We start from the raw sequence: 15,872 nt of genomic DNA, 5'->3' as shown, positions 1-15,872 counted from the left end.
GACCGCGTCACCGGCGCTCGACGACGACGTGCCCCCTGTCCAGCGGACAGGGGGCACGCCGCATCCACTAGCCTGTCGTGGTGACGCTCAACGATGCACCCACAGAGGCCCAGTTCGCGAAGGACACCACCCCAGGATCCGAATGGTGGCGCTCAGCCGTCATCTACCAGGTCTACCCGCGCTCCTTCGCAGACGGGAGCGGCGACGGCATCGGCGACCTCGAGGGCGTCACGGCGCACATCCCGGACCTCGCCGACCTCGGGATCGACGCCATCTGGCTCTCCCCGTTCTACCCGTCGCCCCTCAACGACGCCGGCTACGACGTCGCCGACTACTGCGACGTCGACCCCGTCTTCGGCACCCTCGACGAGTTCGACCGGATGCTCGAGGCGGCCCACGAGCGGGGTATCCGCATCATCGTCGACATCGTCCCCAACCACTCCTCGTCGGAGCACGCCTGGTTCAAGGCCGCGCTCGCCGCCGGCCCCGGCAGCCCGGAGCGTGCGCGCTACCTGTTCCGCGAGGGCAAGGGCGAGCACGGCGAGCTGCCGCCGAACAACTGGCAGTCGCTCTTCGGGGGGCCGGCATGGACGCGTCTCACCGAAGCAGACGGCACGCCCGGCCAGTGGTACCTGCACCTGTTCGACTCCACCCAGCCCGACTTCGACTGGTCGAACCCGGTTGTGCACCAGGACTTCGAGGACATCCTGCGCTTCTGGCTCGACCGCGGCGTCGACGGCTTCCGCATCGACGTGGCCCACGGCCTCGCGAAGGAAGACGGGTTGCCGGACTACATCCCCGTCGAGAGCGACCTGCCCATCGTCGGCGACCCCCGCACCCCGTACCTCGGCCAGGAGGCGGTCCACGAGATCTTCCGCGCCTGGCACCTCCTCGCTGCCGAGTACGACGGCGACCGCGTGCTGTGCGGCGAGGCGTGGCTGCCGAGCGTCGAGGAGATGGCCGAGTGGGTTCGCCCCGGCCAGCTGCACCAGACCTTCAACTTCGCCTACCTGCGCGCGCCGTGGGATGCGGACGGCCAGAAGGAGGTCGTGTCCCGCTCGCTCGCCGCGTTCGCCGCATCCGGTGCGCCGAGCACCTGGGTGCTCTCGAACCACGACACGGTGCGCCACGCGACCCGCCTCGCCCTGACCGAGCCGAACGCGCACGGAGCCGGCGTCGGCCCGAAGACCCCCGGCCAGCCGGACCCCGTGGTCGGCGAGCGGCGCGCACGAGCCGCGACGGCGCTCATGCTCGGGCTGCCGGGCTCCAGCTACCTGTACCAGGGCGAGGAGCTCGGCCTGCCCGACGTCATCGACCTCGCGGACGAGGCCCGGCAGGACCCGATCTTCATCCGCTCCGAGGGTGAGCTGTACGGCCGCGACGGCTGCCGGGTGCCGATTCCGTGGGAGGTCGATGGTGACAGCTACGGCTTCAGCGCGACGGGAGAGTCGTGGCTTCCGCAGCCGGAGCTGTGGGCGGAGCTCGCGCGCAGCGAGCAGGTGCACGATGCCTCCTCGACCCTGAACCTGTACCGCTCCCTGCTGGCGCTGCGCCGCGAGCACGACCTCGGCATGGGGGATGCCCGCTTCGCGTGGGTCGACGGCTTCGGCGACGAGGTGCTCGCGTACCGCAACGGCGACGTCACGGTGATCACCAACTTCGGCGCTCAGCCGGTTGCGCTGCCGGAGGGGCTCCGAGTGCTCGCCCGCAGCGAGGTGGCGCACGTCGATGACGCCGGTCTCCTGACGACCGATACGACGGTCTGGCTGGGCGACGCCGAGTAGCCGCCGGGCGTGCGCGCCGGGGAGGCCGTGGGGCCGGTCAGGGATACAGAACAGGTGAATGCTACGCCTGTTCGCTGACCCAAAACACAGCCAATTGTGGATGCGCGGGAGCACACTCGAAGGAGCAACCGGTGACCACCGGCCGCGCACTCTGAGAGGAACAGCACCATGGCATTTGCAGGAAAAGTCGCGATCGTGACCGGCGGCGGTTCGGGAATCGGCGAGGCGATCTCGAAGGAGCTCGCCGCCAACGGCGTCCAGGTGGTCGTCTCCGACATCAACCTCGAGGGTGCGAAGCGAGTGGTCGCCGAGATCGAGGCGGCTGGCGGCACCGCCTCGCCGTTCGAGGCGAACACCGCCGTCGCAGAGGACAGCGTCCGCACGGTCGAGCACGCCGTCGCCACCTACGGCAAGCTCAACTACGCCGTGAACAACGCCGGAATCGGCGGCAAGGCGGCCCCCGCCGCTGACGTCGAGGTCGACGACTGGGACCGCGTCATCAACATCAACCTCAACGGAGTGCTGTACGGGCTCCGCGCGCAGATCCCCGCGATCCTCGAGGCCGGCGCCGAAGAGGGAGCCATCGTCAACATGGCCTCCATCCACGGAACGGTCGCGGCGATCGGCAGCGGCGCCTACACGGCCTCCAAGCACGCGGTTGTCGGCATCACGAAGAACTCGGCTGCCGAGTACGGCCCCCAGGGGCTGCGGATCAACGCCGTCGGACCCGGGTACATCTCCACACCGCTGCTCGAGAAGCACCTCAGCGAGGAGCAGCTCGATGCCCTCGTCGCGAAGCACCCGCTGGGGCGCCTCGGCAAGGCCGAAGAGGTCGCCAACCTCACCACCTACCTGCTCTCCGACAAGGCGAGCTTCATGACGGGCTCCTACGTGCTCGTCGACGGCGGCTACACGGCCGTCTAGCGACGGCTGGCCGGCTCAGCGTAGCCCGGCTCGCGTCCAAGGAATCAGCCAGATGCACGCTCCCGCCACCGGGAGCGCGCATCTGGCTGATTTTTGCGCTTGGTGGGGTGGATTGCAGCAGGGCGCGATGCGGCGGGGGCGATGCGGCAGAGCGCAGGGGTGCGCTGCCAGGTGCCAGGCGGCGCGCCCGCCCGGCGCTACTTCTCCGCGAGGGCCTGGCGGATGCGCTTCAGCGAGACCGTCTCGGCCGTGCCGAGCTGCTGCGCGAAGAGGCTCACGCGGAACTCCTCGAGCATCCACCTCGCCTGGACGACGGACGCCGGGGCGGAGCGGTTCGCGGGGAACGTGCCGCCCGCCTCCGTGTACAGGGCCGTCGCCTGCTCCACCTGCATGAGGCCGGCCCGCTCGATGCTGGAGTGGCTGAGCACCCGCTCCAGGCGGTAGGTGAGCGCCCGCAGGTAGCGGGGGAGATGCGCAAGCCGCGTGACGCCGGTCTTCGACACGAAGCCCGGGTAGACGAGCGCCTGCAACTGCGAGCGGGCATCGGACAGCGACGGCAGCACCGAGATGTGGTTGGCCGCCTTGAGTGCCTTGTTGGCCTCGCGGAAGCGGTCGAGGATCTCGGAGACGAGCTTCGTCTGCGCGAACATGCGGTCGAGCAGGGTGGCGTTGAACGTCTCGCGCAGCTCATCGAACGCGGCCCGCGTGCGCACGGGGCCGCCGTGCTCCTGGCTGTACGCGGCAACCGCATCCTGGGCGAGGGCCGCGACGATGTCGCCGAAGAGCGCCGGCGTCGAGTGGTACGGGCTCGTCGCGAGAGCGAGCTTCTCCTTCGCCGTCAGGTGCTCCTGCACGTAGCTCGCGGGGGAGGGCACCGACGCGACGAGGAGGGCAGCGACGCCGATGGGATGCTCGCGCGCCTGGTCCTCTGGCGTCGTCACGAGGCGCAGGTCGATGCTCCCCTTGACGACGGCGAGCGACGGGTAGGCGCGGATGACGCCGTGCTTGCGCTTGATGTCGATGAGCTCGGGGATCTCGTCGAGCGGCCACTCGGTGAGCCCGTGCTGGTCGTAGCGGAGCTCCGCGGTCGACGCGCTCTGCGCGGGCACGGAACCGGCCTCGCGCACCCCGTTCCCGGGGCGGGCGGGCGCCGCGACCTGCTGCGTCGCGCGCAGCACCGACGCCTCCGACGCCTTCTTGAGCTTCTCCTGCAGCGCCCTGAGGTCCTCTCCCGTGCCGAGCTCGCGGCCGCGGTCGTCGAGCACTCGGAAGCGCACCCGAAGGTGCGAGGGGACGCGGCTCCAGTCGAACTCGCTCACGTCGAAGCGGATGCCCGCCTGCCGCTGCATGATCTGCCGCAGCGCGTCGTCGAAGTCGCCAGGAACCTCCTGGCCGAGGTCTGGCCTTGCCTCGCCGAGTTCGCCGAGCAGCTTGTCGGCCCAGTCCGCGGAGGGCACGAAGTTGCGTCGGGTCGCCTTCGGCAACGACTTCAGGAGCGCGATGACCAGCTCCCGGCGCATGCCGGGCACCTGCCAGTCGAAGCCGCGGTCGTCGAGGCGCGACAGCAGGGGCAGCGGGATGTTGACCGTCACGCCGTCGTCGGGCGCACCCGGGTCGAAGCGGTACCGGAGGCGAAGGCGCTGGTCGCCCTGCTTCCACTCGGTGGGGAACCCGGCACCCTGCTCGTCCGGGTCGGCGTGCTCCTCGCCGAGCACATCCGCCCTCGTCATGGTGAGCAGCTGCGGGGTCTGCTGCTGCGCGCCCTGCCACCACTTCTCGAACGTGGACTGCGAGACGACATCCCTGGGGAGGCGCTCGTCGTAGAACTCGAAGACGGCGTCCTCGTCGTCGGTGTAGGCGCCGCGCGAACGGGTGCGCTCCTCGAGGTCGGCGAGGCTCTTGCGCAGCGCCCGGTTCTTGGAGTCGAAGCTGTGGCGCCCGTTCCAGTCGCCCTCGACGAGGGCGTGGCGGATGAACAGGTCGCGCGACCAGGCCGGGTCGATCTTCGAGAACTGCACGGTGCGTCCGCGGACGATGGGCACGCCGTAGAGGGTCACCCGCTCGATGGCGACCGCGGAGCCCTGCTTCTTCTCCCAGTGCGGGTCGGAGTGGTTGCGCTTCGCGAGGGAGCCCGCGAGCACCTCCGCCCAGGCTGGGTCGATCTTCGCGACGGTGCGCGCGAAGAGGCGGCTCGTCTCGACGAGCTCGGCCGCCATGACGACATCCGGCTGCTTCTTCGCCTTCGCGAGCCCGGAACCGGGGAAGATCTGGAACCGGGTGCCGCGTGCTCCCGCGTAGTCGCGCTTCAGCTCGTCGCGGATGCCGATGTGGCTGAGGAGCCCGGCGAGCATGGAGCGGTGGATGGCGTCGGCGAGGGCGCCGGGCTCCTGCACCTGCCCGGCGGCTGGCCGCTGCACCTTCAAGCCGATGGGGCCGGCGAGCTGGCGGAGCTGACGGAACACGTCCTGCCACTCGCGGAAGCGGACGAAGTTGATGAACTCGTCGCGGCACTTGCGACGGAACGCGCTCGAGCCGAGCTCGTGGCTCTGCTCCTCGAGGTAGTTCCACAGGTTCACGAGCGTGAGGAAGTCGCTGGACGGGTCGCGGAACCGCGCGTGCAGCTCGTCGGCCTTCTGCCGTTTCTCGAGCGGACGCTCGCGGATGTCCTGCACCGTCATGCCGGCGACGATGATGAGTATCTCGCGGCTCACGTCGTGCTGCTTCGACTCGATGACCATGCGGCCGAACCGGGGGTCGATGGGGAGGCGGGCGAGGCTGCGGCCCGTCTTCGTGAGGCGCAGCTGGCTGTCTTTCCCGTGGCTGGCCTTGCCAGGTTCCACGGCCCCGAGCTCGCTGAGGAGGTCGGTGCCGTCCTTGATGCCGCGCGCGTCCGGCGGCTGCAGGAACGGGAACTCGGAGAGGGCCCCGAGGCCCAGCTCGAGCATCTGCAGGAGCACGCTCGCGAGGTTCGTGCGGAGGATCTCGGGTTCGGTGAACTCGGGGCGGCGATCGAAGTCGGCCTCCGAGTAGAGGCGGATGGCGACGCCAGCGGAGGTGCGGCCGGCGCGGCCCGAACGCTGCTTCGCGGACGCCTGCGAGATGGCCTCGATCGGGAGGCGCTGCACCTTCGCTCGCGTCGAGTAGCGGGAGATGCGCGCCGTCCCCGTGTCGATGACGGCGACGATGCCCGGCACCGTGAGGCTCGTCTCTGCGACGTTCGTCGCGAGCACCACGCGGCGGCGCACCCCGGGCGGACGCTTCGACTCGAACACGCGGTGCTGCTCCGCGGAGGAGAGGCGGCCGAAGAGCGGGAGGACCTCGGTCGACTCCGGGCGAGCGTCGCGCGCGACGTGGGCGCGGATCGCGTCCTGCGCGTCCCGGATCTCCTGCTCGCCGGACAGGAACACGAGCACGTCGCCGGGCAGGTCGCGATCGAGCTCGTCGAGCGCATCCACGATGCCCTCGAACATGTCGCGCTCCGGCGTCTGCGGGGCCGCGTCCTCGTCCTCCTCACCGGGGAGCGGAGCGTCGGCGACGAGCGGCCGGTAGCGGACGTCGACGGGGAACGTGCGGCCGGAGACCTCGATCATCGGGGCGTCGTTGAAGTGCTTCGAGAACGACTCGGGGTCGATCGTCGCCGACGTGATGATGACCTTCAGGTCGGGTCGCTTCGGGAGGAGCGTCTTCAGGTAGCCGAGGAGGAAGTCGATGTTGAGGCTGCGCTCGTGCGCCTCGTCGATGATGATCGTGTCGTACTTGCGCAGCAGGCGGTCGCGGTGGATCTCGTTGAGGAGGATGCCGTCGGTCATGAGCTTCACGCGCGTCTCGGCCGACACCTCGTCGGTGAAGCGCACCTGGTAGCCGACGAGCCCGCCGATGTCGCCGCCGAGCTCATCCGCGATCCGCTCCGCGATCGTGCGCGCTGCGATACGTCGGGGCTGCGTGTGCCCGATCATCTGCCTGCCGAGCTCGAGGCAGATCTTCGGCAGCTGCGTCGTCTTGCCCGACCCGGTCTCGCCCGCGACGATGACCACCTGGTTGGCGGCGATGGCGTCGCGGATCTCGTCCCGCATCTGGCTGACGGGCAGCTCCGGCGGGTAGGAGATCTCGAGGGGAGTCGTAGTCATGAGCATTACAGTCTATTGCCGTGTCCGGTCAGCGCGGAACCAGTTCCGCTTGCTAGAACAGAGGGATGACCGCATTGCAGATCCCCAACGTTTCCCTCAACGACGGCACCAGCATTCCCCAGCTCGGCTTCGGCGTCTTCAAGGTCGACCCGGCAGAGACCGAGCGCATCGTGTCCGACGCCCTCGAGGTCGGCTACCGCCACATCGACACCGCCAAGATCTACGGCAACGAGGAGGGCGTGGGCAGGGCCATCGCGAAGTCCGGCATCCCGCGCGACGAGCTCTACGTGACCACGAAGCTCTGGAACGACGAGCAGGGCCGCGACACGCCCCGCGCCGCGATCGACGCGAGCCTCGAGCGCCTCGGCCTCGAGAAGGCCGACCTCTACCTCATCCACTGGCCGACGCCGAAGCAGAACAAGTTCGTCGAGAGCTGGGAGGCGCTCGTCGAGCTGCAGCAGGCCGGCCTGACCACGTCCATCGGCGTGTGCAACTTCTTCGAGTCGCACCTGCGCGACATCATCCCGGCAACCGGCGTCAAGCCCGTCGTCAACCAGATCGAGCAGCACCCGATCTTCCAGCAGCCCGAGCTCGACGCCTACCTGCAGGCCGAGGACATCAAGACCGAAGCATGGGGACCGCTTGGCCAGGCCAAGTACCCGCTCTTCGAGCTGGAGCCCGTGAAGGCGGCAGCGGATGCACACGGCAAGACGCCCGCGCAGGTCGTCATCCGCTGGCACCTCCAGAAGGGCAACATCGTCTTCCCGAAGACCACGTCGCGTGAGCGCATGGTCGAGAACGCTCAGGTCTTCGACTTCGAGCTGTCGGGCGCCGAGTACGACGCCATCACGGCACTCGAGCGCGGCGAAGAGGGACGCGTCGCGGCGCACCCCAACGAAGTGAACTAGCTCCCAGCAGCTGCTGAGACGGCCGGTGCCCTAGAGGGGCGCCGGCCGTCTCGTCGTTGGCGCGGTCGTGCGGGCCGCAGAGGGGGTGCGAACACGGCGTGGGAGGGCCTGTCAAGCGAAGTCCTCACCCAGTTCGACGGCGATAGCGTCGGTGCATGAGTTCCTCCGCACCAACCCGTCGCACGCTCGAGCGCATCGCGCGGGACCGGTTCGGGTGGGAGTCGCTGCTCCCCGGTCAGGGCGACGCGATCCGCTCTGCGGCGGCTGGGCGCGACACGCTGCTCGTGCTCGCGACCGGTGGCGGGAAGTCAGCGGTCTACCAGGTCGCGGGCGCTGCGCGCGGCGGCCTCGTACTCGTCGTCTCGCCGCTCATCGCCCTGCAGGCAGACCAGCGCGCATCGATCGAGGCCGCCCCGGATGCCCCCGACGTCGTCGCCATCAACTCGTCACGGGGCGCTGCCGCGGTGGCCCGAGCCTGGGATCGAATCGACGCGGGCGGGTCGTTGTACGTGCTCCTCGCACCGGAGCAGCTGGCGAACGAGGACAACGTCGCCCGCCTCGCAGCGCAGGACGTGTCTCTGCTCGTCGTTGATGAGGCGCACTGCGTCTCCTCGTGGGGGCACGATTTCCGGCCCGACTACCTGAGGCTCGCCGACGTGCGATCGGCGCTCGGCGACCCGCCGGTGCTCGCGATGACCGCGACTGCCTCGAAGCCGGTGCGGGCCGACATCATCGAGCGGCTGCGGATGCAGGATCCGGACGTGCAGGTGCACGGCGTCGACCGACCCGAGATCCGACTGGCAGTCCGGCGCCATGAGAGCGAGGACGACAAGCGGGCCGCGATCGTCGACGAAGCGCGCAGCTGGACCGCCCCCGGTCTCGTCTACGTCGCCTCGCGCAGGGAGACGGAGTCGTATGCGGCCCAGCTCGCCGCGGAAGGGCGGGAGGTTGCCGCGTACCACGCTGGCCTCAAGGTCGCAGAGCGCCGAGCGGTGCAGGACCGCTGGCGGGACGGCGAACTCGATGTCGTCGTCGCGACGTCCGCGTTCGGCATGGGCATCGACCGGGGTGACGTGCGCTTCGTGCTGCACGCGGCGACGACGGAGTCACTCGACGCCTACTACCAGGAGGTCGGCCGCGCGGGGCGGGACGGCGAGCCCGCGACGGCCGTGCTGCACTACCGCGTCGAGGACCTCGCGCTGCGGCGCTTCTTTGCGAAGCGCTCGGTGGACAAGGCCGGACTGCGCACCCTGTGGCGCGCCATCACGCGCACGCCAGGGGCGAGCATCCGGGACCTTGCCGAGGCCGTCGGTCAGCCCGCAAGAACGGTCTCGAGGCTCGTCAACCAGCTCGTGGATGCCGAACTGGTCGAGACGGCCGGGGGCGTGCATCCGCTGCGCAAGACTCGAGTCGATGTCGTGGTGAATGCCGTCAAGGAGGCATCCGCCGCGCGGGAGCGAATCGCCGAGTCGCGACTGTCGATGATGCGCGCCTACGCGGAGGAGACGCAGTGCCGCCGGCGCGTGCTGCTCGACTACTTCGGGGTCGACGGGCCGGAACGGTGCGGGAACTGCGACGGCTGCGAGCGGCGCGAGGACACGTCGGACGCGCAGGCAGACAGCGTGACGGCGGATGCGCCGCTCGCCATCGACGAAACCGTCGAGCACCGTGAGTGGGGAGCAGGCACGGTCATCAGCGTCGAAGAGGACCGGGCGACGATCTTCTTCGAGTCGGAGGGGTACAAGGTCGTCGCCCTCGCGGCGCTCGACTCGAACGTGTTGCGCCAGGTCGCGGACGTCAGCGCGTAGCCGACCGACGTGAGCTAGGTTCGTCGCATGCGCTTCCCGAGGGGCTTCCTGTGAGCGAGACCGCTCAGCGCGACGGCGCCTCCAGCGAGGGCCAAGAGCCTCTCGATGAGGCCGATGGCCCGCTGCGCGCGTGGTTCGCGGTCGCGGCCATCGTCGTGGTCAGCAACTTCCTGTTCTTCTACATCGGGGGACTCGCCTCGTTGGAGCTGATGGATTTTCTTCAGCGAGACCCGTCTTTTCCTTCGAATCCGTACCGGCAGGAAGCGCTGTCAATGGCGCTCGGTATGGGAGCTGTTGCGGCTGGGCTGATCGTGCTGTCCGTCTGGCTCGCCGCCGTCGTGGGTCGAGGATTCCGCGTGCCCGCGTGGCTTGCGCCGGGAGTCGTCGCGACCGCACTGGCACTGCACGCGGTCTCCTGGATCGTGGTCGCGATCGTCAACGGGCGTTGAGCTGGACCTCCTGCTTCTCCTGCGCCCACGGGATACGGAGGACTTCGGATGGCTCGCTCAAGGAGGCGTCCTAGCCTCGCACGATGACGAACTCAAAGACTCGTTCACAGACTCGCAAATTCGCAGGGCTCAGCGGACTCGCCGCGGTTGGCGCGCTCGCGGGATCGCTCTTCGCCGCCACCCCCGCCAGCGCCGCCGGTTCGGCCTACTACGCCTTCGAGACGCAGGCGGCGTGCATGACGAAGTGGGGAGCCGTCGTCGGCGGTTCCGTCGGAACCGGATCGAACGTGCACATCGGGCCGAACGCCTGCGCGCAGGACACGACGGGCACGTTCGCAGGCATGTACCGCCTCTACGTCGCCTACCCGTAAGCGGACTTTGGCACGGCTGTGCTGTGCAGCGGGACCGTGCAGCGCCGCCGCTGGACGGCGTGGTCGTGCCGCGCCGCGGCTACGCCAACCGGCCCGCGATCGAAGCGAGTTCGGCCACTGAACCGTCGGCGATGACACGGACATGCTCCGTGACCGCCTCGAGGGGCCAGTCCCACCAGGCGACCTCGAGGAGCGTCCGGACGTCGTCGTCATCAAAGCGGCGACGGATGAGCGTCGCCGGGTTGCCGCCCACGATGCCGTAGTCGGGCACATCCTTCGTCACGACGGATCCAGTGGAGATGATCGCCCCGTCGCCGATGCGCACCCCCGGCATGATGGTGACGTCCCCGCCGATCCAGACGTCGTTGCCGACGACCGTGTCGCCGCGGCTCGGCAGGTCGCTGACGAGGTCGACGTGCTGCCCCCAGGCTCCGCCCATGATGGGGAACGGATACGTGGATGGCCCAGACATGCGATGGTTGGCGCCGTTCATGATGAACCGCACGCCGGAGGCGATGGCGCAGAACTTCCCGATGACCAGACGCTCGGGCCCATAGTGGTGCAGCACGTTGCGCGTCTCGAACGCCGAGGGGTCGTCGGGGTCGTCGTAGTACGTGAAGTCTCCGACGCTGATGAGCGGGCTGGTGACGAGCGGCTTCAGGAGGATGACCCGTTCCTGACCCGTGATCGGATGCAGCGTGCTGGGGTCAGGGGCAGACGCGGGTTCATTCACCGAACCAGTGTAGAACCGCCCCATTCTCGGCCAGGGGTGCGCATCCCGAACCGCGCGGCTGTGGAATAGCCATCGCGGGAGCCTCGTTGCACCCCTGATGACCTCGAACTCGAACAGCACCGCCAACGCACCGAGGACCGCGCTTGTTGTGGGCGCCTCCGGGATCACCGGCTCCGCCCTCGTCGATCGCCTGAGCCAGGACGGCTGGGAGGTGCTCGCCCTCTCCCGGCGCGCCGTGACGAGCGGCGCCGTGCGGGGCATCGCCGCTGACCTGCGTGACCCGGCGAGCCTGCGCGCTGCGCTCTCGGAGGAGCGCCCCACACACGTGTTCTTCACCGCGTGGCAGCGACAGGCGACGGAGGCGGAGAACATCGCCGTGAACGGCGCCATGGTCCGCGACCTGCTCGCGGCGCTCGACCACGCCCCCGTGCAGCACGCGGCTCTGGTCACCGGACTCAAGCACTACCTGGGCCCATTCGAGGCCTACGCCGCGGGCGAGATGCCCGACACCCCGTTCCGTGAGGAGTCCGAGCGGCTCGACACCCCGAACTTCTACTACGCGCAAGAGGACGAGCTCTTCGCAGCAGCAGCCCGCCAGCAGTTCACGTGGTCGGTGCATCGGTCGCACACTGTCATCGGGCATGCCGTCGGCAACGCCATGAACATGGGCCTGACGATCGCCGTGCAGGCCACGATCGCGAAGCACCTCGGCGTGCCCTTCGTGTTCCCCGGCAGTGCGGCGCAGTGGAACGGCCTCACCGACATGACCGACGCGGGGGTCCTCGCCGAGCAGATGGTGTGGGCGTCGACGGAGCCAGCTGGCCGCAACGAGGCCTTCAACATCGTCAACGGGGACATCTTCCGTTGGCGGTGGATGTGGCCTCGCCTCGCCGAGATGCTCGGCGTCCCCGCCGAGCAGGTCGTCGGGTTCGACGGGCAGGCGCGCCCCCTCGAGGAGCAGATGGCGCAGCTCGAGCAGCACTGGCCTGCCATCGCCGCCGAGCACGGCCTCGTCGAATCGGACATCTCGCGGCTCGCATCCTGGTGGCACACCGACGCCGACCTCGGACGCGAGATGGAGGTCGTCACCGACATGGGCAAGAGCCGCGCCGCTGGCTTCCTCAGCTTCCGCCGGACCGACCAGGCCTTCGCCGACCTCTTCGAGCGCTACCGCGCCGACCGCCTCATCCCCTGAGCGCATCCCCTGGCCGCCTTCCGGCTGGCCGCTTCCGGCTGAGCGCGCTCGGCAGATGGGCCAGGTAGGTCGCTTTCACCCCTCCAGGCGGCTCCGCCTGGCCCGGTTGGGTCACTTTCGCCCCTGCCGACGGCTCCGCCTGGGCTACTTGGGTCACTTTCGCCCCTGCCGACGGCTCCGCCTGGGCTACTTGGGTCACTTTCGCCCCTGCCGACGGCTCCGCCTGGCCCGTTTGGGTCGCTTTCACCCTTCCAGACGGCTCCGAATGGGGTGAAAGTGGCCCAAGTGGGCCTCTGCGCTACCGGGCTACCGCGCTGCCGGCCTGCCGCGCTGCCGCGCTACCGGGACAGCGCCGCACGCAACCGCGCGAGGAAGGCGGCGGCGTCGGGGAACAGGTCAGCGTGGGTGACGCGGATGACGCGCGCCATCCGGCCGCGATCAGCGCCTCCGTGCGGGTTATGTCGCGCCGGAACTGCGCGGGGCTCAGGTGCCCTTCGCCCTCGTACTCCACGACGACGCGCTGGGCTCGGAAGACGAGGTCGCCTCGTGCCAGGAAGCGTCCGCCCGCGTGGATATCGGCGTTGACGGCGGGTTCCTCGATGCCCGCGTCCACGATGAGGCAGCGAAGCCAGCTCTCCGGTGGCGAGGCAACGTGCTCCCGAAGGCGCGGCAGGGCGCCGCGCAGCACCGAGCAGCCACGGAGTCGGCCCCAACGCTCTACGGCGTCCTCCAAGCAGGTGAGCTGGGTCAGCGAGCCGGACGAAACCCGCCCCGGGTAGCGGTCGAAGTCGCTGATCATCGCGTCGCCGACCGTGACCAGCTCCGTCTCGCTGAACGAACTCGCCAGAAGAGTGAAGAGCAGCGGCACGGGAACCACCCGGACCCCCTCGATGAGGTCGGCCTCCCAGAGGTCATCCCGGATGCGCCGCGCACGGACGCCCGCCGCTCGTGGTCTCGAGGCCGACTGCCTGGCAAGCACGTCGACAGTCTCCGAGCGGTGGCGCCGCGGTACCGGCAGCCCGTAGACCCGCAGCGCGGAGGGCCCGCTCAGCGCCTGGCCACCGCGGAGCCGCGGCCCGAAGCGGAGGACCTGCTCCCTGCTGGTCAGTGCGGGTTCCGTCGCTCGCACTCCGCGGTAGGGCCGAGCGAGGCTCTGCCGGGCGAGGGCTTTCTTCGTGAGACCCGCGGCGTTCCCCTCCGCGATGCTGAACGCGCGGTCTCTGAGCTCCTCGGGGATCGGGATGCGCGCGGCCATGCCGGAAACCTACGTATGTCGGCGTCGTCGCGCTGAAGTTCTCCACAGCCCGCCGCCCCCGATGCCCGACGCATCCACGGCTCGGCACATCCGCAGACCACAGACCGCCGACCGCGGTTTCCACCTCCGGCGTCGCCGCGCCTCGTGAAGAGGTCATTTTGGGCCCGTGTTGCGCGGTTCGATGGGGGCAAAGTGGCCCGTTCGGCGTGGGGGCGCGTGCGGGGGATGCGCGCGGCCATGTCGGGAATCTGCGCAGGTCGGCGTCGCGGCGCCTGGTCAAGAGGTCACTTTGGGCCCGTGTTGCGTGGTCAGATGGGGGCAAAGTGGCCCGTTCGGCGTGGGGGCGCGTGCGGGGGATGCGCGCGGCCATGCCGGGAACCTGCGCAGGTCGGCGTTGCCGCGCCTGGTCAAGAGGTCACTTTGGGCCCGTGTTGCGCGGTTCGATGGGGGCAAAGTGACCCATCCGGCACGGGGGTCGCGGATGCGCGGCGCGCGGGGCGCCGGCCGCGGCGCGGCTACCGCCAGCTGGGCAGCCAGTGCGTGAGCGACCAGTAGGAGGTGGAGATCATCTGGCCGGTCCACACGGGCCAGAAGAGCACGGAGACGAGCGCCATGATCACGAGCAGCACCCCGACCGCGGAGACGCCGATGGTCCTGGAGGGGCGCGGGGTCTCGCGGTCGCCGGCGATGGTCTGGATGACCACGAGGGAGGCGAGGATCATGAACGGCAGGAACGCGATCGCGTAGAAGTGGAAGACGGCCTGGCGCTCGAGGTAGGCGAGCCACGGGAAGTAGCCGGCCCCGTAGCCGACGAGGATCGCGAAGTACTGCCATTTCGGGCGCAGGAAGCACATGATGATGAGGAACAGGATCGACACGGTGCCGAACCAGAAGATGATGGGGTTCGAGATCGACGTGATCGCCTCGACGCACTGTCCGACGTCGCAGGATGAGCCGTCGCCCGCCTCCGAGTAGACGTAGCTGAACGCGGTGGGGCGGATGAGGAACGGCCACTCTTGCGGCCCAGACTGGTAGGGATGCTCGGCGCTGAGTCCGCGGTGGAAGTTGTACGCCTCGACCTGGTAGTGCCAGAGGCTCTGCAGGGGCAGCGGCACCCACGAGAGCAGTCCGGTCCACGCGTTGCCCGCCTCTTCGGCCCAGCCGCGGTAGAAGCCGCCCGTGGTGGTGAGCCAGCGGGTCCAGGTCGCGAGGTAGGTGAGGGCTGCGAGCGGCACGGTCAGGAGGAACGACACGGGGCCCTGCATGAGGATCGCGGCGGAGCCCCAGAAGGTCACGCCGAGCCGCTTCCGCTCGATCATGTCGATGACGAGCGTGTAGACGCAGAACGCGGCGAGGAAGTAGAGGCCTGACCACTTCACGGCCGACGCGGCGCCGAGGGTGACGGCCGCCGCCATAAGCCAGGGCCGCCACCAGAGGCGGGGCCCCCAGTCGGGTCCGACGGGCTTCACGTCGGGCGCTCGCGAGGTGGTCGTGGCCTTCGTCGGAATCGGGTCGCCGTCGAGGCCCTCCTCCGCGCGCCAGGCCATGATCTTCGTGCGCAGCTTGCGCTGCTGGTCCTCGCGGTCGAGGAGCACGAAGAGGAAGGCGAGCAGCACGAAGAACATGAGGATGCCGTCGAGGATCCCGACGCGCGACATGACGATCGCGTGCCCGTCGATGGCGAGCATCCCGGCGCCGATCGTGGCGAGCACGGGCGAGCGGAACAGCTTCTTGGCGATGACCCAGAGGAGCGGCACGGCCAGGGTGCCGAGCAGGGCGACGGCGAATCGCCATCCGAAGGGGTTGTCGGCACCGAACACGAGCATCCCGAGCCCGATGAGGTACTTCCCGAGGGGCGGATGCACGACGTACGACGGGTCGGTCGTGTACCCGTTCGGGTCTCCTGCGTTGAACGCGTCGTTCGGGTTCTCGGGCCACTCGGCCTCGTAGCCGAGGTTGAGGAGGGTCCACGCGTCTTTCACGTAGAACGTCTCGTCGAAGATAAGGAAGTGCGCGCCGCCGAGGTTCCAGAACCGGAGGACGGCGGCGAGGAGGGTGACGACGCCGAGGAGGATCCACTCGGTGCGCACTCGCAGCCTGGGGGTGCTCGTGACGCGCGCCCACAGGTCGTCGAACACCGAGCCGCGCGCCACCGGGGCCACCGGCGCCTTCGCCGCCGGCGCGGCAGGGGCAGCGGATGCGGTCACCGTGCCGCTCGTCGCCGTCGCGGGGGCCGTCGTCGGGGACGACTCGGCCGCCTCGTCTGGTGTTCCCGTGTCTGCTTGCTCGCTCACCCAAGCAATCGTAGGGGGCCGCGG

11 protein-coding genes are annotated in these 15,872 nt (G+C 69.6%); 7 read left to right on the top strand and 4 right to left on the bottom strand.

Annotation, left to right across the window (positions count from 1 at the left end; translation table 11 throughout):
• The first annotated feature begins 80 nt into the window (after positions 1 to 80).
• Together C5E07_RS09565 and C5E07_RS09560 are read left to right on the top strand one after the other, a co-directional pair.
• Positions 81 to 1,784, top strand: a complete 1,704-nt coding sequence (locus tag C5E07_RS09565; RefSeq protein ID WP_258063853.1) for a glycoside hydrolase family 13 protein — start codon at positions 81 to 83, stop codon at positions 1,782 to 1,784.
• A 168-nt stretch (positions 1,785 to 1,952) separates the two neighbouring features.
• Positions 1,953 to 2,708: an SDR family NAD(P)-dependent oxidoreductase gene (locus C5E07_RS09560; protein ID WP_104299276.1), complete on the top strand. Its 756-nt coding sequence runs from the start codon at positions 1,953 to 1,955 to the stop codon at positions 2,706 to 2,708.
• A 197-nt stretch (positions 2,709 to 2,905) separates the two neighbouring features.
• Here C5E07_RS09560 and hrpA read toward each other — a convergent pair whose 3' ends face one another.
• Positions 2,906 to 6,841 (bottom strand): ATP-dependent RNA helicase HrpA, encoded by a 3,936-nt coding sequence (gene hrpA, locus C5E07_RS09555; protein WP_374953201.1) that lies wholly within the window; start codon positions 6,839 to 6,841, stop codon positions 2,906 to 2,908.
• Between the two features lie 59 nt (positions 6,842 to 6,900).
• On the opposite strand from hrpA, the gene C5E07_RS09550 reads away from it, so the two are divergent.
• The 4 genes from C5E07_RS09550 to C5E07_RS09535 all read left to right on the top strand — a co-directional run bounded on the left by C5E07_RS09550 (position 6,901) and on the right by C5E07_RS09535 (position 10,371).
• The gene (locus C5E07_RS09550) at positions 6,901 to 7,743 is read left to right on the top strand and encodes an aldo/keto reductase (RefSeq protein ID WP_104299275.1); all 843 of its coding nucleotides are present in this window, start codon (positions 6,901 to 6,903) and stop codon (positions 7,741 to 7,743) included.
• 155 nt (positions 7,744 to 7,898) lie between these two features.
• On the top strand, positions 7,899 to 9,551 hold the full coding sequence (locus C5E07_RS09545) for a RecQ family ATP-dependent DNA helicase (RefSeq protein ID WP_104299274.1): 1,653 nt from the start codon (positions 7,899 to 7,901) through the stop codon (positions 9,549 to 9,551).
• Positions 9,552 to 9,601: 50 nt separating this feature from the next.
• Positions 9,602 to 10,000, top strand: a complete 399-nt coding sequence (locus C5E07_RS09540) for a hypothetical protein (protein WP_104299273.1) — start codon at positions 9,602 to 9,604, stop codon at positions 9,998 to 10,000.
• 83 nt (positions 10,001 to 10,083) lie between these two features.
• Positions 10,084 to 10,371: a hypothetical protein gene (locus C5E07_RS09535; RefSeq protein ID WP_104299272.1), complete on the top strand. Its 288-nt coding sequence runs from the start codon at positions 10,084 to 10,086 to the stop codon at positions 10,369 to 10,371.
• A gap of 79 nt (positions 10,372 to 10,450) precedes the next feature.
• On the opposite strand, the gene C5E07_RS09530 is transcribed toward C5E07_RS09535, so the two are convergent.
• Positions 10,451 to 11,104 (bottom strand): CatB-related O-acetyltransferase, encoded by a 654-nt coding sequence (locus tag C5E07_RS09530; RefSeq protein WP_258063849.1) that lies wholly within the window; start codon positions 11,102 to 11,104, stop codon positions 10,451 to 10,453.
• A gap of 97 nt (positions 11,105 to 11,201) precedes the next feature.
• Here C5E07_RS09530 and C5E07_RS09525 point away from each other — a divergent pair, with 97 nt between their 5' ends.
• Positions 11,202 to 12,299: an SDR family oxidoreductase gene (locus tag C5E07_RS09525; RefSeq protein ID WP_104299270.1), complete on the top strand. Its 1,098-nt coding sequence runs from the start codon at positions 11,202 to 11,204 to the stop codon at positions 12,297 to 12,299.
• A 298-nt stretch (positions 12,300 to 12,597) separates the two neighbouring features.
• Here the strand turns inward: C5E07_RS09525 and C5E07_RS09520 are convergent, their stop codons facing one another.
• Together C5E07_RS09520 and C5E07_RS09515 are read right to left on the bottom strand one after the other, a co-directional pair.
• Positions 12,598 to 13,554: a hypothetical protein gene (locus C5E07_RS09520; RefSeq protein ID WP_104299269.1), complete on the bottom strand. Its 957-nt coding sequence runs from the start codon at positions 13,552 to 13,554 to the stop codon at positions 12,598 to 12,600.
• 515 nt (positions 13,555 to 14,069) lie between these two features.
• Positions 14,070 to 15,848, bottom strand: coding sequence for a dolichyl-phosphate-mannose--protein mannosyltransferase (locus C5E07_RS09515; protein WP_258063847.1), 1,779 nt, complete (start codon positions 15,846 to 15,848; stop codon positions 14,070 to 14,072).
• Positions 15,849 to 15,872 lie beyond the last annotated feature (24 nt).

Origin of the sequence: Pseudoclavibacter sp. RFBJ3 (genome assembly GCF_002931375.1) — a bacterium.
Classification (GTDB): Bacteria; Actinomycetota; Actinomycetes; order Actinomycetales; family Microbacteriaceae; genus Pseudoclavibacter.
The sequence above is the reverse complement of the archived record's forward strand: the minus strand, read 5'-3'. Positions and strand labels throughout refer to the sequence as shown.

Bases quoted from the DNA above. Each gene is read 5' to 3' on its own strand.
- C5E07_RS09560 (WP_104299276.1), top strand. From the start codon at position 1,953: ATGGCATTTGCAGGAAAAGTCGCGATCGTGACCGGCGGCGGTTCGGGA.
- hrpA (WP_374953201.1), bottom strand. From the start codon at position 6,841: ATGCTCATGACTACGACTCCCCTCGAGATCTCCTACCCGCCGGAGCTG.
- C5E07_RS09550 (WP_104299275.1), top strand. From the start codon at position 6,901: ATGACCGCATTGCAGATCCCCAACGTTTCCCTCAACGACGGCACCAGC.
- C5E07_RS09545 (WP_104299274.1), top strand. From the start codon at position 7,899: ATGAGTTCCTCCGCACCAACCCGTCGCACGCTCGAGCGCATCGCGCGG.
- C5E07_RS09535 (WP_104299272.1), top strand. From the start codon at position 10,084: ATGACGAACTCAAAGACTCGTTCACAGACTCGCAAATTCGCAGGGCTC.
- C5E07_RS09525 (WP_104299270.1), top strand. From the start codon at position 11,202: ATGACCTCGAACTCGAACAGCACCGCCAACGCACCGAGGACCGCGCTT.
- C5E07_RS09520 (WP_104299269.1), bottom strand. From the start codon at position 13,554: ATGGCCGCGCGCATCCCGATCCCCGAGGAGCTCAGAGACCGCGCGTTC.